A 21,329-nucleotide genomic window follows, 5' to 3' on the forward strand; every position below is an offset into this window, starting at 1 on the left:
CCTACTGTTTCAGCCCTCTTGCCTTATTTTTATCGCTGAGCTATAGCTATCTATTCTTTTTTCTAAAGGATATTCCATGCTCAACCATCTTCTAAGTGACTACTACCATCAAATGGAGGACTACTCCGTAAATCATACTTTTCCACAAAAAATCGCCGCACGTTTAATTTCTACAAAATATTGCGTTGTTTCTTCCCTGATTCAATTTCCAAGAAGACTTTTAAGAATGGCGGATGAGGCTGCCGCAACTTTACTGACATTAGAAAAAAAACACCTTTGGAAAGCTGTAGTCCACCTCTATATGTCGATCGGCGACCCTTTGATCCTTATAGCTTTAGGCGTATTAGGCCTCTATTCCCCCCTTAAAGCCATTGAAACGATAAAACGCATTTCTGCATATATGGATCACGAAATCTATTTCAATCCAAACACAGTTTATTTAATGCACTCCTGGCAAGGACGTATCCTTTCTCCTATCGTAGGCATTACTTATGCTCTTGATAATGCACTGCAAGGGATACGAGAACTGATCACATCAACTTTCTCAAACAAGAGAGAAAATGAAAAAGAAAGGAGTTTAGCTTCTGATCACTTTTCCAATATTAAATTTACCTTTCTCACGGGAATAAACGGATTATGGAATCCGAGAGATAGAGAACTTCTAAGCATTTATGAAATTGATGTAAATTCTGCACCGCTTTATGATACTTAATTACAACTTTACAAATTATACCTTTTAAATTATAATAACTTTTTAATTTAAAAAATGGTGAAATTAATGAGTGCTTCTATTACTAACCCCTATAATATTAACTATATTGGGTGTGTACCTGGCCAAACAAAGGAGACAATAAAAAGAGCAGACAGAAAAGCAGCTCGCGAGCTAGTTCCTTCCACTAATTTTATTTCTTTCTTATTTAACGGTTTAAATTCAGAGTTTGCAAGAAACAATTTTGCACCCGATCAATATCGTACCCCCCCGAAACTTGATCAAACTTTACCCATTAAACAAAGTAGTTTTGGTGTTGGTAAGACGAAGGTTGTGATAAATGAGGGTAAAGATTTAAGCACTGAAACCTATTTGATTGACTATACCGTAATCATAGATACTGCGCGTAATAATTTCGAGGGGGGAATAGGGCGTCCTGAGATCCTCTGCTTTTGGTACAACAGAAACATTCAAGCATTTAGAACAGCATGTTTCGGCGCTGTGCTATCCCTCGCAGGAACAGCCTATGGAATAGCATCAGGAGCAGCTGTTAGTACTAGTTTGTCTATATTCATTATTCCTACAGCCACAATCATTTTAGGAATTGGAATATTCATCCTAGCAAAAAAACGTGAAAGTCAAGCAAAAGAACAGATGCTAGCATGGGAGTGCCCTGTCCATAAAGAATTTGCAATGCGCGATAAAATCCGTAAGGAAGGCTTTGCAGCAGCTCTCCATTATCCGAGGATACTGAAACCACAGTTTCTCGAAATGTTTATAGAGGCTGCAAAAATAGCTAAAGGTTTACAAGCCGACGCTTATGATATTAGCTGTCTTCTAAACAAGCCTGCCTTTGATACAGCTAACTATTCACCGGAATCTCATTTTGTTAAATTTGGCTTTGACCCCCAATTTATCACTACATTCATTAATACTATTCGTCATTTTGATATTAAAGCAGAAGATGCGCAAACGACTCTTGATGGCATAGTCAAGACTTTCCTAGAAGAAGTAGAAAATCTCAGAACTAGCACAAACCTACCCTAGTATAAGAGTGCGGTGACTTGTCCTCAGTTGGACACATCTTCTTCTTGCATCTATCTTCAAATCATTGCAGTCCTTTAGACTGCATATAGAGGTATTCTGTTACCTAGGGCATCGCCCTAGGTATTGTTTAAACACATATATGCAGTCTAAAGGACTGCAATATCCCATACAAAGGGCTAAGAAAAAAAAGATGTGTCCCACTGAAAGGACTTATCGAGAGCATCTTACACCATGTTTTTAAATGATAGTTTTGTCCAGATTAACAGTCGTCGACAACTCGCAGTACTCCAATACTAGGGAACGTTTCGCTTCGCAGTGCAATTCAATAAAAGGGATATTTTAGAAAGAGTAAAAGGGAGATAAAGAATAAAGTGCGGCGGCCTAAACCGCCGCACTTAGAACAAGATACTTAAGGCATCGAAATGAAGTCTAATACAAACTCGGCTTCATGTTCACGGTCAACAAACTTCTTCACATGGCGGTGCTTCTCAAAGCCTGTACCACCAGGAATAATGTGTCCCATGATCACGTTTTCTTTAAAGCCTAATAAGTAGTCCGTTTTACTTGCGCACGCTGCTTCTGTCAGAACACGTGTCGTGTCTTGGAAGGAAGCTGCAGAAATAAACGAATCGGTACTGAGAGATGCTTTAGTAATACCTAAGAGTACTGGAGCAGCATAAGATGCTTTTCCGCCTTCTTGCATAACTTTCTTATTCTCAATATCGAATTCCTTCTTATCGACTTCTTCACCGAACAGTAGGCTTGTATCGCCCGGATCGATGACGCGCACTTTCTTGAGCATCTGACGTACGATGATTTCGATGTGCTTGTCGTTGATGTCTACACCCTGCAGACGGTAAACTTCTTGTACCTGGTTGACCAAATACTTTTGTAGTTCACGCACACCGCAAATCTCAAGGATCTCGTGAGGGATAATGACGCCGTCAGTCAGCTGCTGGCCTTTGGAGACGTGGTCACTTCTTTGAACGAGCAAGTGCTTGCTATGCGGGATCAGGTGTTCTTCTTCCATGCCTGTCGCTTCGTCACGCACAACAACGATACGTTTGTTCTTCTGGACGCCGCGGAAGTCGACGACACCGTCGATCTTAGCGATTTCTGAAGAGTCCTTCGGTTTACGGGCTTCGAACAACTCGGCAACACGTGGCAGACCGCCCGTGATGTCTTTTGTTTTCAAGGCTCCGCGTGGAAGACGTGCTAACAACGTACCTGCAGTTGCATATTGACCTTCTTCAACGGAAATAATAGAACCGGCTGGAAGAGGATAGGTACCTATCAGTTCCTTAAATTCATTATCAGCGTAGATGACGATCTGAGGATGCAGCTCACCGCGGTGCTGTTTAACAAGCAATTCGGCCTGGCCTGTTTGCTTGTTGACATCACGTTCTGTAGAGATACCTTCGACGAGGTCTTCATATTTTGCATAACCGGGGCGATCGCAGATAATAGGAATGTTGTGTTGTTCCCACTCACCAATCTTAGTATGCGGTTTTACTTTTGAGCCATCAGCAACGAGGATACGTGTACCCAAGTCGACAGTGAAGGTTTGGAGCGGTTCGATCGATTTTGTCGCTAGAAGTTTTTTGTACTCTTCCAGTTTACGACCTTCATCACGGACGATATGCAGGCAACCGTTTTTGTTCAGGGCGATCCAGTAACCATCTTCGTGCTGAACAGTACGGAGATCGCTATATACCAGGATGCCTTCTACATCAGATACAAGTTCCGGGTTGGTGCCCGCAGAAGCGATACCGCCAAGGTGGAACGTACGCATCGTTAACTGAGTACCCGGTTCACCGATCGACTGAGCAGCAATGATACCAACAGCTTCACCCATGCCGACGGAACGTCCGTTTGCAAGGTTGACACCGTAGCACTTCGCGCAGACACCGCGGCGAGTTTCACAGGTAAGAACGGAACGGATGCGGATAGAATCGATACCTGAGTCGTCGATAGCTTCAGCTTGCTGAATATTCAGAGTATCGCCTGCTTTAGCTAGCAGCTTAGTGCTATCGCCAGGTAGGAAGATATCTTCGCATACAGTACGTCCGAAAATACGGTCTTTCAAAGGTAGAAGTTCTTCCTGGCCTTGCTTAATGGCAGAAACTTCAATGCCGTTAAGAGTGCCGCAATCTTCTTCTGTGATGATCACATCCTGCGCAACGTCAACGAGACGGCGTGTGAGGTAACCGGAGTCAGCAGTTTTTAGAGCGGTATCAGAGAGACCTTTACGCGCACCGTGAGAAGAGATAGAGTATTCTAGAACTGTCAAGCCTTCACGGAAGTTAGACGTAATAGGAGACTCAAGGATCTCGCCTGAAGGTTTCGCCATCAGGCCGCGGAGAGCGCCCAGCTGTTTAACCTGCGATTTGTTACCACGAGCACCGGAGTCCATCATCATATAGAGAGGATTCAAGCGGCCGTTTTTCGTTTCGCTGATAAGCTTGAACAGGTCTTGTGAAAGCTCTTCCGTCACTTCTGTCCATAGGCTAATAACTTTAGATTTACGTTCACCGTCAGTGATGATACCGTCTTCGTATTGCTTCTGAACTTGAAGTACTCTTTCGTAAGCACCTTCAAGTAGCTTTTGCTTGTTAGGAGGAACGCAGACGTCGCAAACACCCATGGATGTAGCAGCGCGGGTTGCTTCGACAAAGCCCAGAGACTTAAGGTTATCGAGGAAACGTACAGTCGCTTCTAGACCAACTTTCTTATAGCACTGCATGACCAGTTCGCCGACTTTCTTTTTCGGCATACTATAGTTTTGGAAGCCTAGTTCTTTAGGTACGATTGTATTGAAGATAACACGGCCGGGGGTCGTTTCAATAATACTGCCATCTTCAGTACGCACCTTGATCTTCTCGTGGATGCGGAGACCGCGGACGGCATCTTTTCTGCCTTCCTTCTCATTTTTGTCTTCTTTGTCTTCGCCATATCCTTCTTTATCGAAGTAATAATAGTGGCTGCTAGCATAGAGAGCTAAAAGCACTTCGTTGGCATCGCGGAAAACCTTAGTCTTTTCACCATGTTCTTCCGCAATATAAAGCGGATCACACATTAGATAATACAAGCCTAAGGTCATATCCTTAGAAGGAATCGCGACAGGTTTACCGGAAGAAGGCAAGAAGATGTTATCAGGAGCCATCATCAAAAGCTTTGCTTCTAGCTGAGCTTCTACTGACAGAGGAACATAAACCGCCATCTGGTCACCGTCGAAGTCCGCGTTGAACGCTTCGCAAACGAGTGGGTGAATACGGATCGCTTTACCTTCGATCAAGACAGGTTGGAAAGCCTGGATACCTAAGCGGTGCAATGTAGGAGCACGGTTTAGGAGGACAGGGTGACCTTTAATGATCTCTTCCAGAACATCCCACACTTCAGTCGCATGGCGCTGAATCATTTTCTTAGCGGAGCGGATAGTATAGACATAGCCAAGATCTTTCAAACGTTTAACAATAAACGGTTCGAACAGCTCAAGAGCCATTAGCTTAGGCAGACCGCACTGGTTGAACTTCAGTTCCGGACCGACGATAATGACGGAACGGCCTGAGTAGTCCACACGTTTACCGAGCAAGTTTTGACGGAAACGTCCTGATTTACCTTTAAGCATTTCAGAAAGAGATTTCAGAGGACGGTTGCCCGCGCCCATGACAGGATGGCCATGGCGGCCGTTGTCAAAGAGGGCGTCCACAGCTTCCTGTAGCATTCTCTTCTCGTTACGAACGATAACTTCCGGTGTTTTCAGCTTAAGAATCGCTTTCAAACGATTGTTACGGTTGATCACACGACGGTATAGGTCGTTCAAGTCTGAAGTTGCAAAGCGGCCGCCATCTAGAGGCACAAGAGGACGCAACTCGGGAGGTATGACCGGCACAGCGGACATGACCATCCACTGAGGCTTATTGGAAGATGAGACGAAGCTTTCAACTATCTTCAATCTTTTTGCCAATTTCATACGAGCTTGCTGTGATTTTGTCTTTCTAAGCTTTTCTTTCAGATCAATGAGCAGCAGCTGCAGGTCTTCGCTAGCGAGTAGGTCGCGTATGGCTTCACCGCCCATTTTAGCGACGAAAGCATCACGGCCGTATTTCTCTTGGGCTTCGCGGTATTCGACATCGTTAAGAAGTTGTTTTTTTTCTAGTTCAGTATGGCCTGGATCGATAACAACATATTCTTCGTAATAGATGATCCTTTCGAGGTCTGTAGAAGACATACCCAAGATATTACCAATACGGGATGGCATTGTTTTAAAGAACCAAATATGCACAACGGGAACGGCCAAATCGATGTGGGCCATTCTTTCGCGGCGTACTTTGGAAAGGGTGACTTCAACGCCGCAGCGATCGCAGACAATCCCTTTATGTTTGATCTTCTTATACTTACCGCAGGCGCATTCCCAGTCATGTGTAGGACCGAAAATCTTTTCGCAGAACAAACCGCCTTTTTCTGGCTTAAAGGTACGGTAGTTGATGGTCTCAGGCTTTTTAATTTCGCCTCTCGACCAACTATTGCGGATCACTTCATCCGAAGCGATCCTAATCGTCAGCTTATCGAACCCTGACTCTTGCTGTGGAAACTGTTCTGACATCGAGGTCTCCTAAAATTTTTTTAAACGCGCCCGGAACATGTCCGGGCGGAAAAAGCGCACATGCGCTATCTATACTATTGACCGACGCGTTCAGCGCGGATATCGAGGCCGAGGCCTTGCATTTCTTTAATCAAAACGTTGAACGATTCTGGCGTGCCGGGGCGTAATAAGTTTTCGCCTTTAACGATAGATTCGTAGATACGCGTACGTCCGACAACATCGTCCGATTTGACTGTAAGCAGTTCCTGCAGCAAGTGAGCGGCGCCATAAGCTTCCGCGGCCCACACTTCCATCTCCCCGAAACGCTGACCACCCATCTGGGCTTTACCGCCGAGAGGTTGTTGCGTAACTAAAGAGTAAGGGCCAACGGCGCGTGCGTGGATTTTGTCCGCAACAAGGTGGCTTAGCTTCATCATATAGATGTAGCCGACAACAACCCTATTATCATAGCGATCGCCGTTGAAACCATCATAGAGCCAGAACTTACCGTCTTGCGGCATTCCTGCATCGCGCATCATGGACCAGATCTCGTCTTCTGGGAATCCTTCGAAGACAGGGCTTTGGACATAGATGCCGACATGTTTAGCCACGAAGCCTAGATGTGTTTCGAACAGCTGACCCATATTCATACGGGAAGGTACGCCGAGTGGGTTAAGGATGATTTCAATGGAACGTCCATCTGGTAGGAAAGGCATATCAGCCTCTGGGACGATCTTAGAAACTACACCCTTGTTACCGTGACGTCCCGCCATCTTATCGCCGACTTGGAGTTTACGTTTGCAAGCAACATAAACTTTTACTTGGCGGATGATGCCTGGATCGAGTTCGGTATCCCCTTTACGGAGAAGTTCCACTTCGGTTTTTAACTGTGATTCCAATGTTTGAAGGCGGATATCGTAGTCGTGCAGAAGTTGTTTAAGAGTATCGTATATTTCGTGTGAAGGCATCAGTAGGTCTTCAATGAACTCTTTTTCCAAGTGTTCGATGATATCTTGCGTGATGACTTCGCCTTTGTCGACGATGATCTCGGCTGTACGTCTATGGATGATAGCAGCAGGGGCTTTTTCGTTGAGGAGCAAAGCGCCGATCTTCTCATGGCGTTCTGTTCTTGCTTCACCGATTTTTGCTTTATATTCGCGTTGAATATCGCGTAAAGCTGCAGCTTCTTCCACAAGTTCGTCATCGGATTTAGAAAGACGGTCGCGGCGGCTGAAAACTTTAACGTCTTGGACAACGCCTTCGGTACCTGGAGGGGCTACGAGGGAGGAGTCTTTAACATCGCCAGCTTTTTCACCGAAGATAGCTCTTAGCAATCTTTCTTCCGGAGCGAGTTCTGTTTCAGATTTAGGAGAGATCTTACCGACAAGGATATCGCCGGGTTTAACTTCAGCACCGATACGGATAATGCCGTCTTCGCCTAAGTTAACAAGAGCTTCTTCAGAGACGTTAGGAATATCGCGTGTGATTTCTTCCTTGCCTAGTTTTGTATCGCGTGCGGTCAGCTCGAATTCTTCGATGTAGATCGAAGTGAAGGCATCTTCGCGGAGGTTTTTCTCCGAGATGATGATCGCATCCTCGTAGTTGTAACCGTACCATGGCATAAAGGCCACTAGAACGTTTTTACCGAGGGCGACTTCGCCTTTATCAGTAGCAGGACCATCAGCAATAACATCCCCGGCGCGGATTTGGTCGCCGATGTTGCAAAGAGGAACTTGGTTTAAGCAAGTGCCTGCATTGGAACGGAGGAATTTCTTGAGGTGGTATGTTTTCTTCTCGAGACGGTTGTCTTTAGGAGCGATGACGATTTTTGTACCATCGACATAATCTACTATACCGTCTTCTTGTGCTACAACAACAGCGCCGGAGTCGCGTGCAGCGCGGGCTTCGAGGCCTGTACCTACGATCGGTGCTTCTGGTTTAAGCAGAGGAACACCTTGGCGTTGCATGTTTGAGCCCATGAGTGCGCGGTTGGCGTCATCATGCTCGAGGAATGGAATTAGGCCGGTGACGATGGAGACGAGCTGTTTAGGCGAAACGTCCATGTAGTTAACGCGGGAGTTCTCCATTTCGGAGGGTTCACCTTTGTAGCGTACCCATACGATAGGATCGATGAACATTTTATATTCGTCGAGTTTCGCAGAGGCCTGGGCGATAACGCAGCGCTCTTCTTGGTCAGCAGTCATGTACTCGATTTCTTCAGTCACAATACCGTCTCTGACGATGCGATAAGGAGTCTCGATAAAACCGAACTCGTTAATTTTCGCGAAGGAAGACAGCGATGTGATAAGACCGATGTTCGGACCTTCAGGTGTTTCGATCGGGCAGATACGACCATAGTGGCTGGAGTGAACGTCACGTACTTCAAAGCCTGCACGGTCACGGTTTAAGCCGCCTGGCCCGAGGGAGGAGAGACGACGTTTGTGTGTCAATTCAGCGATCGGGTTGGTCTGGTCCATGAACTGGGAGAGCTGAGAACGTCCGAAGAAGTCCTTAAGCACACCGGAGAGACCTTTGGCAGAAACAATTTTGCCTGGAGTCAGAGTATCTGAGGAGAAGTCGAACAAGTTCATTCTTTCGCGGATGATTTTCTCCATTCTCGCCAAGCCGATACGGCATTGGTTTTGGATTAACTCCCCTACGGAACGGACGCGACGGTTGCCTAAGTGATCGATATCGTCGATATTAGCATCTTCATCGCCTTGTTTTAAGCGGATGAGGTATTTTAGAGCGCCGATAACGTCTTCTTTCGTCAATGTCACCACTTGCAAAGTTTCGTCATCGATTTCGACACCGAGTTTGCTGTTCAGTTTATAGCGGCCTACTCTTCCGAGGTTGTAGCGTTTCGGATCGAAGAAAAGGCGCATCATAGCCGAACGGGCGTTTGATAATGTAGCGGGTTCACCGGGTCTAATTTTACGATAGAAGTCTTTTAGGGCAGATTCATAAGAATCTGTTGCATCCTTAGCTAACATTTTGATGATAGGGCTGGATTCGTCTGCATCTTCTGCGATACGGACCATTTCGATGCCTGCATCGGCCATGCGTTTTAACATTGCTGTGGTCAATTTTTCAGCAGCGCGGCCAAAGACAACTCCGCTATCTTCATCCATTACATCTTCTGCTAGAACTTTACCGACCAGTTTAGCGAAATCTTTTTCGGAAGCGATCTTCATTTTGCGTGTGCTGAAGAATTCCTCGATGATATCTGCGTTTGTGGAGTAGCCTAAAGCACGGATGAAGGTGGTGGCCAGAATTTTACGGCGGCGTTTTTTTCTATCGATATAGATATAGACGAGGTCATTGGAGTCAAAAGAAGCTTCTAACCAGCTTCCGCGATAAGGAATAATGCGGAAGGAGTGTAGGACGTTGCCGCGTGGGTGGCGTTCCACTTCGAAACAAATACCGGGCGAGCGGTGGAGCTGAGAAACAACGACTCTTTCGGCTCCATTGATAATGAAAGTCCCTTTATCGGTCATAATGGGGATGGTACCCATATAGACTTCTTCTTCCTTGATCCCCGTCTCATCCGTGAGGCGGAATTTCACTTTCAGAGTAACGTTGTAGGTAATCCCACGACGTATACACTCTTCCGGTAAATATTTGGGAACTCCCAGGCTGTAAGAGATAAACTCTAAAATCGTCTTTTCATCGTACGATTTTATGGGGAAAATTTCATTAAACACTTCTTGCAAGCCGTTATTATCTCTTTCATGAGGAAATTTATTCGCTTGCAGAAAAGAGTTATACGACTTGATCTGAACCTCAATTAGATTGGGGAGATCGATGATTTCTTCCTTTTCGTGGAAGCTCACTCGACGAGGTGGCTTAAGTAACATTACACTGGACTCCCTAGTGTGAGTTGATCTAATAGACTATACGAGGCGTTTGCTCTCGGCTCAATAAACTACTTGCATATGTTCGACGTGCAAAAGGTAATTTTGACGTGGAGAACAAGGCTTGCAAGGAGTCAAAAAATAAACTTGTTGCATCATATCTAGGACTTGCGAAAAACTTATTTCTTCGAGCAAGCGAGTAGATACAAAAAATTTTGTTCCAAATAGTGATTTTCGTGCGCAGAGAGGAAAAAAATGGCTGCATAGGATTTGGTACAGACTGATTCTTGATAGAAAGAGTTAAACCAAAGTTAAGCAATCGTTTCGATGGGAAGGAATTGCAAATCAAATGGGTAGGTAAGCAAAAACGTAATAGTCGACTCATCATATAGAATTAGCAAACCTATCTTCTAATTAGTTATACTTAAAGTTTGATGCGCTGTCAATACTTTAAGAATGCAAAACGCGCCCGAACAGTTTCTGCTCGGACGCGACGATCTTCAAAGGCTTATTTGCCTTTTAATACTACTTTACCACCAGCAGCTTCGACTTTCTTTTTGATGTCTTCAGCTTCTGCTTTAGGTGCATTTTCTTTCAGCGTTTTTGGAGCTGCGTCTACTAGGTCTTTTGCTTCTTTCAAGCCAAGGCCGGTGACTTCGCGCACGATTTTAATAACGCCAATTTTCTTATCGGCAGGAACTGACTCTAGATTGATGTCAAATTCTGTGGACTCAGCTTCTGCTTCTGCAGGTGCTGCGGCTGCTGGTGCTGCTGCAACTGATACTGCTGCTGCGGCCTTAACGCCCCACTTATCTTCTAGAGCTGTTTTTAGTTCAGCCATTTCCAACACTGTTAGATTGCTGAGTTCTTCTACCAATTTCTCATGTTTACTGTTACTCACGATACTACCTCTTTTTTTAAAACTTATATCTAAGCGGCTTTAAGCGCTTTCTGCGGGAGTGTCTTCGCCGCCTTCTTTTTTGACTTTGTTGTCCAGGCAGTACACGACGCTGGATATGAGCGCTTCCATAACAGACAGTGTCTGCGACAAGGGCGCTTCGAATGTTGCAAGCAATTGAGCTTGCATTTCTGCTTTGCCTGGGAGTTTAGACAGTACGGCCACTTGATCTTGACCTAACACTTGGCTGTCTACGCGTCCGCCAACTAAAGCGATGGTGTCGTTGTTTTCTTTGCCGAACTGAATGAGCGCTTTGCACATTTCAACCGGATCACCGGATGCAAATACGAGGCCGATATGTCCTTCGAGAGGAATGTGATCCATGCTGTAACCCATGGTTACTGCTGCTTTGGAGAACAGTCTTTTACGAAGGATATGTACATCGCCGCCTTTCTTAGCTACTTCGTTGCGGAAGCTGTTAGCTTGATTGGCGTTTAGGTTACCGTAGCGCATCACGAAAAAGTGATCAAACTTTTGGAGGCTTTCTGTTACTTCATCGAGAAGGAGATGTTTATCTTGTCTCATGGTGTCGCACTCCTATGATAGATCCAGTTCGCGCATATCGATTTTCATACCTGGGCCCATTGTGGAAGAGAGGCATACTCCCTTTACATATTGACCTTTTGCTGTAGGAGGTTTAGCTCTTACAACAGCGGCGATGAAAGATGTGATATTTTCAGCTATATTTTCTGCTGCAAAATTAAGTTTACCGACGAGTGAGTTAACAACACCGTGTCTGTCGGATTTAAACTCGATTTTACCTGCTTTGAGTTCGCGAATGGCGGTGGTTACATCAGTAGTCACCGTTCCGGCTTTTGGAGTAGGCATCAGACCGCGGGGGCCGAGTACTTTACCTAGTTTACCTACTTCGCGCATCATATCCGGCGTGGCGATGACCGCGTCAAAATCTGTCCAACCACCAGCGACTTTATCTACAAGCTCTTGGGAACCGACGAAATCGGCACCGGCTTGTTCGGCATCATGTGCCTTGTCGCCTTTAGCAAACACCAATATACGCAGAGTTTTTCCTGAACCTTTCGGTAAAGCTACAGTCCCTCTAACGTTTTGATTGGATTGACGCGGGTCTATACCAAGCCGCAGTGAAATTTCCACAGACTGTTCAAATTTAACAGGTGGAGATTTCTTTAAAATAGCGATAGCATCATTAACTGAGTACACTTTCGTGGCATCAACTAACTTGTCCATCTCCCGAACGCGTTTGCTTTTTTGACCCATTGTTTCCTTCTATTTTCTTCTAGTTGACCACATCCAATCCCATGGAGCGAGCAGTACCTGCAACCATAAGAGCGGCTTGGTCTAGATCACGAGCATTCATATCTTGCAGTTTTGTTTCTGCAATTTTAAGAGTGTCGGCGCGAGTGACTTTGCCTACTTTGTTACGGTTAGGAATAGCTGAGCCTTTCTGGACGCCGGCTGCTTTTTTAAGCAGTTCAGCGACTGGAGGTTTTTTTGTGATAAATGTAAAAGATTTATCAGCATAGACGGTAATGATGACAGGGAGGATATCTCCTGCCATACTTTGTGTTTTCGCATTATACTCTTTGCAGAATGCCATAATGTTAACGCCTGCACCGCCGAGTGCTGGACCGATGGGCGGAGCTGGGTTTGCTTTTCCGGCAGGGATCTGCAACTTAATAATTTTTGTGATTTTCTTCTTAGCCATATTTCCTCAATCTATCCTTGCTGCATGTTGAGGCGATGCATTGTGCAAGGATTCTAATTAGCTGTTTCTTCTTCTGTTACTTCTTCAACTTGTGAGAACTCGAGGTCATCCACGCGGGTTTCTCTTCCGAAGATGGAAACCATGACGCTTAAGCGTCCTTTATCGTGGAAGACTTCTGTCACTGTGCCGATGAAGTTAACAAAGACACCGTCAACAATTTTAACGTGGTCACCCACATCAATTTTATGTTTGTGCGTAACAGTTTGTTTTTTGTTTTCAAGATCTTTAAGTATTTCTTGTACTTCGGAGTCAGTGAGCGAAGTGGGTGACTTTCCGCCTAGGAAATCGATCACACCAGCTGTTCCTTTGACGTAGCTCCACGAATCGTCGTTCAAGATCATTTTGACAAGGATGTATCCAGGCCACAATCTTTTTTCAACGATTTTTTGTTGCCCTTTCTTCACTTCAGAGACGTTTTCTGTGGGTACCATGATTTTATCAATAAACCCAGCCATCCCTTGGTGTTCAAGCTGCTCTTCTAGAGCTTTTTTAACTTTTTTCTCGTGCGTCGAGAGAACTTGTACAACGTACCATTTATGCATGGGTTCACAATCCGCCTAGTATATTTAGCCAAATATGAAGTGGATGAGGCCTCCGATCGCTGATAAACCAGCTCGAATGAGGACGTCGGTAAAAAAGACGGCCAACCCCATAACAAATGTCGCAACTACGACGATTTGTGTGTAGACTATCAGCTCATCGCGTGATGTCCACGTAATCTTAAAAAATTCGGCTTTAACACCCGCGATATAATCAGCAAATCCTCTTGTACTGACTGCCGGCGCTGTTGTCGGAGTCGGTGTTGCTGTTGTTACTTGCGGCTGTGTTTTTTTAATTTCCATTATCTTGGAATCCACTGTCACGTTTACACCTCACAAGGGCGCGTTAATATAGCTTTGTGTCATCAAGGTATTGTCAAATGAGTACCTGATGAGGTGAATCAGCAGCTAGCATAATAGATCTTACTATTTTCTAGCACACATTTTTTTTTATCGAGTGCGGAGGGACTCGAACCCCCGACCCGCGGCTTTGGAGACCGCCGCTCTACCAACTGAGCTACACACCCTTAACAAGTCATTTTTCTTAAAAAAAGGGCGAGAATTTTTCTCGCCCTTATCTGTAAGATTTTCTTCGCTTACTTAATGATCTCAGTTACGAGACCTGCACCGATAGTACGGCCGCCTTCGCGAATCGCGAAGCGCATACCTTGTTCCATCGCAACAGGAGCGAGCAATTTTACTGTTAAGCTGACGTCATCGCCAGGCATAACCATTTCTACGTCTGCTGGAAGTTCTACTGTACCAGTTACGTCTGTTGTACGGATGTACAACTGAGGACGGTAGCCGGAGAAGAATGGCTTATGACGGCCGCCTTCTTCTTTAGTTAGAACGTAAACGTTACCTTTGAATTCGCTATGCGGTGTGCATGTGCCAGGAGCAGCAAGAACCATACCGCGCTCTACGTCTTCTTTGTTGATACCGCGGAGAAGAATACCTACGTTCTCACCTGCGTTAGCAATGTCCAAAGTTTTTTGGAACATTTCCAAGCCGGTAGCAACTGTTTGACGTGTTTCACGCAAACCGATGAGTTCTAGCTTATCGTTCAATTTGACGCTTCCGCGCTCGACACGACCTGTAACTACAGTACCGCGACCTGAGATGGAGAATACGTCTTCGATTGGCATTAGGAAGGGCTTGTCAACTTCGCGAGCAGGTTCTGGGATGAAGTTGTCTACAGCTTCCATCAGCTCTAGGATTTTTTGCACATAGTACGGATCGTTTTCGAGGGCGCGTAGTCCTGAACCACGAATGATCGGGCTGTTTTTGTAGCCGCGAGACTCTAGTAGTTCATGTACTTCCATTTCCACGAGGTCGATCAGTTCTGCGTCAGCTTCGCCGAGCATATCGCATTTGTTGAGGAATACGACAACGGCAGGAACTTGCATCTGGTGAGCAAGCAGAATGTGCTCGCGTGTTTGAGGCATAGCACCGTCAGTTGCTGCGACGACGAGGATTGCTCCGTCCATCTGTGCGGCACCGGTGATCATGTTCTTGACATAGTCGGCGTGGCCTGGGCAGTCAACGTGAGCGTAGTGACGATTTGCAGTCTCATACTCGACGTGGCTAGCATTAATGGTGATACCGCGTGCGCGTTCTTCTGGTGTATTGTCGATACTGGCGAAAGAACGGGCTTGGCCGCCGTATTTTTCGGACAATACTTTAGTGATCGCTGCGGTTGTTGTAGTTTTGCCATGGTCAACGTGGCCGATAGTACCGATGTTGACATGTGGCTTGGTACGCTTAAAAGCTTCTTTAGCCATCTTTGTTTCTCCGTTATTTTTAACACTTTGCTTAGTGAACGCAATTTTTTGCGCCTAGCTTTGCCCAGAATAGGGATTGAACCTACGACCTTGTGCTTACCATGCACACGCTCTGCCACTGAGCTATCTGGGCGTCAAGTGCCGTTAAATTTATTCTGTTCACAAAATAAATTCAACAACTTTTACAATCATTTTTGCCGATAGATAATTCGCGCTTGCGAAAGATCGTAAGGCGACATCTCTACTGTCACTTTATCCCCAGCGAGAACACGAATGTTTTTCATTCGCATCTTACCGCATAGGTGAGCAGTTACAATAGTTCCATTGGTTAGCTTAACGCGGAATGTTGCGTTCGGTAGAGGTTCTACGACCACCCCTTCTAGCTTAAAAGTATCTTCTTTTGGCATGAGTGTAAAATTTTTTGTGGGGCTACAGCAACCGCATTTATCGGTCGCCATAGCAGCAATATAGAGATAAGTTACCAGGATTTACATAGAAGTCAAGGAGAATCCGCTTTTTTCGCCGGAAACCATGGAAAAAATTCATTAGTGGTTTCTTGATATTGTTTATAATTCTCCCCTTTTGACTGTAAAAGATGCGCTTCAGTCAAGGGAACGCTGATATATCGCAGAATATAGTACATTAAGGCCGGAGAAATGAAGGCTAAAATACCTGCCGTAGAGGAAAGAGCATAGAAAGCGAAACCAAGCCAAATAATCCATTCAAAAAAGTAGTTGGGATGACGTGAGTAATACCAGAGACCTTTTTTGCATACTTCTCCTGTTTGGGCGGCTTTATACTGTCGCAAGTTTTCGTCAGCGTACGTCTCGCCTGCTAAACCTACAGCCCACAGAAGCGCCCCGAAGATCTCCCAACCTGTCCATATGGGATTAGGACAGCATGCAACTAAAAGAAAGGGCAAGGTTAAAACGGTAACTAAAACCCCTTGGAATACAAAGAGAACTAAAACTTTAACATCACCGTTTGAGTCGCCCCAGCGTTTGCGCAGCTCTGCATAGCGTGGATCCTCCACATTATTGATTAGACGGTCGAAAAGGTAGAAAGCTAGACGGCTTGCCCATAAAACGACCATCAGAAGAAGAAGGAGAGTTTTCCAGAAGCTGCCATATCCCAGGAAAAAATAAGCGACCATTGTAAGTATAAATCCTACAGCCCAGCCCACGTCGACTATTGCGGTATTCCTTTGACGCGTATAAATGCCCCACAATATGAACATTAGCAATTGGACCAAGACAAAGCTGGCGCCGATCATCTGGAAAAGAGTAACCATTTTATAACCTCATATCTTCCCTAATAGCATATAATTAATTTGATGATTAGCGTCAAAATCCGTTAATAATTACAATAGACCCCTTATTTGGGAGGAGTCGTGTTGGATTTTGAAAGTGCGATGATGGAATGCCAAGAGCGTCAGCAGGAAATTGAAAGATTGTTCGTTGCTTGTAATGATGATGAGAAGCGATATGAGAAAATCATTGAGATGGGGCGCAGTGCGTTGCCGCTTAATGATAAATATAAGATTCCCGAAAATAATGTTCCCGGCTGTCAAAGTTTAATGTTTATGCATGCGTGGATGGAAAAAGAGCGGATTTATTTCGCTGCCGAGTCTGAAGCCTTGATTTCCTCGGGTCTGGCACAGCTGCTGATTAAGGTTTATAGCGGATCGACGCCGGAAGTCGTTTTGAAGTGCCCCCCGGAGTTTCTAGATCGTTTGCATTTAAACTCCATGCTCTCTCCTAATAGGGCTAGCGGGCTGTATAGTATACACTTGAAGATGAAGCAGCAGGCCTTGAAGTTGTTGTTAGCCAAGTCGTAATATAACGCAATGAGCGCTGAGATGAAAAGAAGCTTCGCTCAGCAATAAGTTGCCTTTAGGTGTGTTTGTGTGGCTTTTTTTTGAACGCGAAGAACGCAGAGAAGCTCCGCCCCGCATTAAGCTGCCACAGGCATGGTTGTTTTCGTTCCGATCTCACATCGCTGCGGTCCCCCGCGGGACCGCAGCGCCGACGTTGACATGCTCGCTGACGCGATCACGTCAAACATAGTTAGACACTCCATAGAAAAAACAAAATCGCGGTTTGCACAAAAGAAACAAGTGGGCGAACTTAATGAGAGTTAGCATGACCAAAATGAACTGTTTCCATTTGGGTTTATCCTGCATAAATCTAGAATAATTCGGTGAATTGTAAATCCTTGACGTGATCGCGTCAGCGAGCATGTCAACGTCGGCGCTGCGGTCCCGCGGGGGACCGCAGCGATGTGAGATCGGAACGAAAACAACCATGCCTGTGGCAGCTTAATGCGGGGCGGAGCTTCTCTGCGTTCTTTGGGTCTTTGCGTTCAAAAAAAAAAAGCCACACAAACACACCTAAAGACAACTTCTTACTGAACAGAGCTTTTTCTCTGCACTTTTTGCGTCTACTCAAGACCTCACATTGAATTCTAGCTTCCAGCGGCGGCCATCGGCAGCCTCGCACCACAGCTCCAACACGCCTAGCTCTGTCACACGTGTATGCAATCGCACATTGATCATTTTACCATCAAGAATGCCTTTATCCAGCGTCATCTCAATAGGCGACAATTCAGATAATTCTTTTTGCCAATCCGGAATGATAGTTCCTACGTCAGGAGTATCTCCATTGGACAGTTTGATGGTGCCGTGGCTGAAAAACCTAAAGGTTGCCTTTTCACCCAGCAGCAGTGAAAACTCCTGTCCTTCGACGGATTTTTCCGTCCCCTCTTCCATACCATAGGGAACGACGCAAAGCGCCCTAATCCTAGGCGCGCGTCCCGGTACAGCAGGGGCTGTATCTTCTATGCCGATGAAGTAGCTGCGCGAGGTGCCGGCACGTACGCGCACGGCTTTGCCTTTGCGCGCTAGCCCATAGCTGGCTGCTCCGCTGCTTACAGCATGGTCTAGGTCGGCAGCGGGAAGTTCTTTTGCTGAGGGCTGTCCTAACTCCTGAGCCCAGGCATTGATCTGGTCGAGCAGAGTTTGGCGGAATGTATCGCTTTTCATGGTACCGCCATTGAATAGGACTGCTGTAGGAACGATGAAGTCGGTTGTTTCGCCATTTGTTCCTTCGCCTGTCATGGAAAGGAATTTTGCGAGCTGGCATGTGATCCGCGCATCTTGTGCAAAGGGAAGGCCTGTTTGCCTTAGGCCGATGCGCTGATCGGCAATGGCTTGTTCGCTTGCTTTAACGAGAGGGAAAAATCCTTGCTGCAGTATGGTTAGAACTTCTTCACGAGCAATTTTCGCTTTAAGTGTACCGCCGATCAATTTGCTTCCACGTCCCACTATAGCCACTTCAATGTGCTTAAGGGAGGGGTCGCTAAAGACTTTCTCTTTTTCCCTGCGGCAGGAATGGACGAGACTGCTCAGTTGCCAGTCGTCGATATGTTGTCCTTTTTCTTCCAATTTATCTTTGGCCATATAGGCCAGGGAAAGGTCGATATTATCTCCACCGAGGAGAAGGTGGGAGCCTACGGCTTTACGTTCGAGTGTAAGGTTCCCCTCATCTTCTCTAACTGCGATCGTGCTGAAGTCTGTAGTTCCGCCGCCGATATCTACGACAAGAACGGTGTCTCCAATTTTAAGGTGGTTGCGCCAATCTTGTGCATGGCGTTGCAGCCAAGAATAAAATGCTGCAAGGGGTTCTTCTAAGAGAATGACTGAAGAAGGGTACCCTGCAAGTGTAGCGGCTTCTTGCACGAGCTGACGTGCGCCTGGATCAAAGGAGGCAGGAACCGTGACAAAGATTTCTTGCTGTTCAAAGGGGGCTTTTTTACCCATTTTGAAGTCCCAAGATTCTTTCAGGTAAGATAAAAATGCTGTGCATGCTTCTAGCGGACTCATGCGTGGCGCTTCACTTGCTTGAGTCGAATAAGGGAGGTTTTTCACTTTTCTGTCGATGCTTTGATGGCATAGCCAGGATTTAGCGGAATGGATCAAGCGGTTAGGAGCTTCTCCTCCCCTATCGCGGGCATAAATGCCGATACAGTATTCACGTTTTTTATCCCAAGGAAGGATGGCTGCTCCTTTTTCCAATTCCTCTTCTAAAGGAAAATAGATGAAAGACGGCAGGGAGGGTTCCTCAGTGATTGTTCCTGCAGAAGTCAACTGTGGAATTAGAAACTGATGAATTTCATGGTTTTCCTCTTCCGGTATGATATAAGCTAAAGTGCTATTGGTGGTCCCCAAATCGATGCCGATCACGTAGGTCATTTTGTTATCCTTTTTTGGGTCCATTACCTTAATTCTATTTCTGCGGGACAGAGGATTTCTATCCCTTCTGTCGAGGTGGATTTTGGCAGTTGATGTTTACGCGCCTGCCATCCTCTATGTACAAGGATACCGACATAGGGGGGGTCTCCCACAACTTTTCCAACTACTTTATATTTCGTTGCATCATACCCTTTAGGCAGCCTTACTTCGGCTCCTTCCCTATCATCGGTGACAGGAGCAACGGAGATGAGTTCATCTAAACTTTCTTTGCAGGCACGATGGACTTCACGTGCGGCGGCTCCAACTTGGGCATCATCAAATCCGCTGATATCCTCTTGGAAAAAGTCTAATAATCTTCCATCTCGTTGAAGAAATGACAGCAAACGTAAATGGTTTTTGTCTGCAGTATCCTCTTTTTTTAGGGGAAGGACGGGTTGTGAATCTTTTAGAAATGTTTCCGCTTCTTTAGGTTGGCGGAGAGCTTTCATAAAAGCTTTAAATGCGAGCATGAGTCCCATGGAATTTCCTTGTAATTTTTTAGGTTAAACAATACTCAATCTGACGATATTTTTAAACCCAACATGCCCCTAAATTCTAGCTGCAATTTAGGGGCATGTTGGGTTTAAATTATGGGAAATGCTTAATCTGCTAAAAGATAATGCAGTTCGTGCTGCATTCCGCCGGTCATTCTCACTTCGCCATCAGGAAGGACAAGAACATCATGTTCCAACCTAACGCCAAAATCGCCGGGAAGATAGATGCCCGGTTCGATGGAAAAACATGTGCCCGGCAATAATTGACGGTTGTCTTCTGTTTCATAACTATCCAAATGGGCCCCATCTCCATGCTCGTGATAACCGATGTTATGGCCTGTACGATGGATGAAGTATTCTCCATAGCCTGCTTCTTCGATCACGGTGCGCGTGCAGCGGTCGACTTCAGCTCCTGTCAGGGGTTTTGCACGTTCGAAACGTTCCTGTACAAATGTACAGGCTGCATCTCGCGCTGCTTTAACGGTTTTAAAAACCTCATGATGAATAGGTAAAGCATTTTTTGCTGCTATGCCAACATGGGTGATATCTGCATAAACTCCGGCGTCTCCAGGGACTTTGCAGCCCAAGTCGATCATAATGAAATCCCCTTTCCGAATAAATCGGGCCGTGTCTTCCACGGCCATGAAATGCGGGTCGGCAGTATTGGCGTTCAGTGCGCAAAGAGGTGAGACTTCTGTGATTAGGCCGCGTTGTGCAATTTGATCTAGAATGTATTTTTGCACTGCCCAATCTGTAATGAGTTTGTCTTCTTGCAATGCATGCTTAATCCACTGCCAAGCCTCACGCATGATGTGTACAGCTGCTTCTTCAGCAGTTAAATGTGCTCTGATCTGTTCTTGGGTGAGTACGCTGGTAAGATATTGAATAAAATTCCCGGATGATACGACATCAATCCCCAGTGAACGTACCCAATCGACTGTGCCTGCATCGACTTTTGATAAATAAGGAATGGCATTGCGGGGGGAATACTCCATTGCAACAGTGCGCACACCTTCAAGAGCATTTTTTAGGGCTACATCTAATTCCTGCCATGTCCTATAGGTAATACTTTCGCCGGGAAGGTGATCCAACACGCCTGGTTCAATGCCGTGTACAATTTTGACAGGATCGCCCTGAACGGGTACCCAATAGAAAAAACGGCGCGTTAATAAGGCACCGGGATCTATTCCCAGAGCATAGCAGGCTAGGGAATTGCTGCGGCGGAAATCATAAGCAAGCCACCCCTCACACTCCTGTGCAAGGATATCGGTTGCCTGTGCTCTCCGCTCGATGAAAGGAACAATATCCGCCATAAAAACTCCACTTCCCC

General features: G+C 45.7%; 17 protein-coding genes and 2 tRNA genes. 3 read left to right on the forward strand and 16 right to left on the reverse strand.

The window, feature by feature from the left end; translation table 11 throughout:
* The first annotated feature begins 76 nt into the window (after positions 1–76).
* Together WC222_09835 and WC222_09840 are read left to right on the forward strand one after the other, a co-directional pair.
* Positions 77–712 (forward strand): hypothetical protein, encoded by a 636-nt coding sequence (locus WC222_09835; GenBank protein MFA6916685.1) that lies wholly within the window; start codon positions 77–79, stop codon positions 710–712.
* A gap of 66 nt (positions 713–778) precedes the next feature.
* On the forward strand, positions 779–1,756 hold the full coding sequence (locus tag WC222_09840; protein MFA6916686.1) for a hypothetical protein: 978 nt from the start codon (positions 779–781) through the stop codon (positions 1,754–1,756).
* A gap of 409 nt (positions 1,757–2,165) precedes the next feature.
* Here the strand turns inward: WC222_09840 and rpoC are convergent, their stop codons facing one another.
* From rpoC to WC222_09905, 13 genes are all read right to left on the reverse strand, one after another.
* Positions 2,166–6,362, reverse strand: coding sequence for a DNA-directed RNA polymerase subunit beta' (gene rpoC / locus WC222_09845; protein ID MFA6916687.1), 4,197 nt, complete (start codon positions 6,360–6,362; stop codon positions 2,166–2,168).
* A gap of 74 nt (positions 6,363–6,436) precedes the next feature.
* The gene (gene rpoB / locus WC222_09850; protein MFA6916688.1) at positions 6,437–10,198 is read right to left on the reverse strand and encodes a DNA-directed RNA polymerase subunit beta; all 3,762 of its coding nucleotides are present in this window, start codon (positions 10,196–10,198) and stop codon (positions 6,437–6,439) included.
* Positions 10,199–10,703: 505 nt separating this feature from the next.
* Positions 10,704–11,096, reverse strand: coding sequence for a 50S ribosomal protein L7/L12 (gene rplL / locus WC222_09855; protein MFA6916689.1), 393 nt, complete (start codon positions 11,094–11,096; stop codon positions 10,704–10,706).
* A gap of 39 nt (positions 11,097–11,135) precedes the next feature.
* Positions 11,136–11,678: a 50S ribosomal protein L10 gene (gene rplJ, locus WC222_09860; protein MFA6916690.1), complete on the reverse strand. Its 543-nt coding sequence runs from the start codon at positions 11,676–11,678 to the stop codon at positions 11,136–11,138.
* A 12-nt stretch (positions 11,679–11,690) separates the two neighbouring features.
* The gene (gene rplA, locus WC222_09865) at positions 11,691–12,389 is read right to left on the reverse strand and encodes a 50S ribosomal protein L1 (protein MFA6916691.1); all 699 of its coding nucleotides are present in this window, start codon (positions 12,387–12,389) and stop codon (positions 11,691–11,693) included.
* Between the two features lie 19 nt (positions 12,390–12,408).
* On the reverse strand, positions 12,409–12,837 hold the full coding sequence (rplK, locus tag WC222_09870) for a 50S ribosomal protein L11 (protein ID MFA6916692.1): 429 nt from the start codon (positions 12,835–12,837) through the stop codon (positions 12,409–12,411).
* 53 nt (positions 12,838–12,890) lie between these two features.
* Positions 12,891–13,439, reverse strand: a complete 549-nt coding sequence (gene nusG, locus WC222_09875; GenBank protein ID MFA6916693.1) for a transcription termination/antitermination protein NusG — start codon at positions 13,437–13,439, stop codon at positions 12,891–12,893.
* A gap of 24 nt (positions 13,440–13,463) precedes the next feature.
* Complete coding sequence (gene secE, locus WC222_09880; GenBank protein MFA6916694.1) at positions 13,464–13,760, reverse strand: preprotein translocase subunit SecE; 297 nt, start codon at positions 13,758–13,760, stop codon at positions 13,464–13,466.
* Between the two features lie 130 nt (positions 13,761–13,890).
* Positions 13,891–13,963 (reverse strand) — tRNA-Trp (locus WC222_09885).
* 69 nt (positions 13,964–14,032) lie between these two features.
* Positions 14,033–15,217 (reverse strand): elongation factor Tu, encoded by a 1,185-nt coding sequence (tuf, locus tag WC222_09890; protein MFA6916695.1) that lies wholly within the window; start codon positions 15,215–15,217, stop codon positions 14,033–14,035.
* Positions 15,218–15,278: 61 nt separating this feature from the next.
* Positions 15,279–15,350: transfer RNA gene (locus WC222_09895), tRNA-Thr, on the reverse strand.
* A gap of 55 nt (positions 15,351–15,405) precedes the next feature.
* A complete protein-coding gene (gene infA, locus WC222_09900; protein MFA6916696.1) occupies positions 15,406–15,624 on the reverse strand; it encodes a translation initiation factor IF-1 in 219 nt (72 codons plus the stop codon).
* A 92-nt stretch (positions 15,625–15,716) separates the two neighbouring features.
* Positions 15,717–16,508, reverse strand: a complete 792-nt coding sequence (locus WC222_09905; GenBank protein MFA6916697.1) for a DUF1295 domain-containing protein — start codon at positions 16,506–16,508, stop codon at positions 15,717–15,719.
* 102 nt (positions 16,509–16,610) lie between these two features.
* Here WC222_09905 and WC222_09910 point away from each other — a divergent pair, with 102 nt between their 5' ends.
* Positions 16,611–17,054: a SufE family protein gene (locus WC222_09910; GenBank protein MFA6916698.1), complete on the forward strand. Its 444-nt coding sequence runs from the start codon at positions 16,611–16,613 to the stop codon at positions 17,052–17,054.
* A gap of 606 nt (positions 17,055–17,660) precedes the next feature.
* Here WC222_09910 and WC222_09915 read toward each other — a convergent pair.
* From WC222_09915 to WC222_09925, 3 genes are all read right to left on the reverse strand, one after another.
* Positions 17,661–19,466: an Hsp70 family protein gene (locus tag WC222_09915; GenBank protein ID MFA6916699.1), complete on the reverse strand. Its 1,806-nt coding sequence runs from the start codon at positions 19,464–19,466 to the stop codon at positions 17,661–17,663.
* Between the two features lie 23 nt (positions 19,467–19,489).
* Positions 19,490–19,984, reverse strand: a complete 495-nt coding sequence (locus tag WC222_09920; protein ID MFA6916700.1) for a DUF2760 domain-containing protein — start codon at positions 19,982–19,984, stop codon at positions 19,490–19,492.
* Between the two features lie 122 nt (positions 19,985–20,106).
* Positions 20,107–21,312, reverse strand: coding sequence for a M24 family metallopeptidase (locus tag WC222_09925; GenBank protein MFA6916701.1), 1,206 nt, complete (start codon positions 21,310–21,312; stop codon positions 20,107–20,109).
* Positions 21,313–21,329: the final 17 nt, after the last annotated feature.

It is taken from the genome of Parachlamydiales bacterium (genome assembly GCA_041671045.1).
In the GTDB taxonomy this organism is placed as follows: domain Bacteria; phylum Chlamydiota; class Chlamydiia; order Chlamydiales; family JABDDJ01; genus JABDDJ01.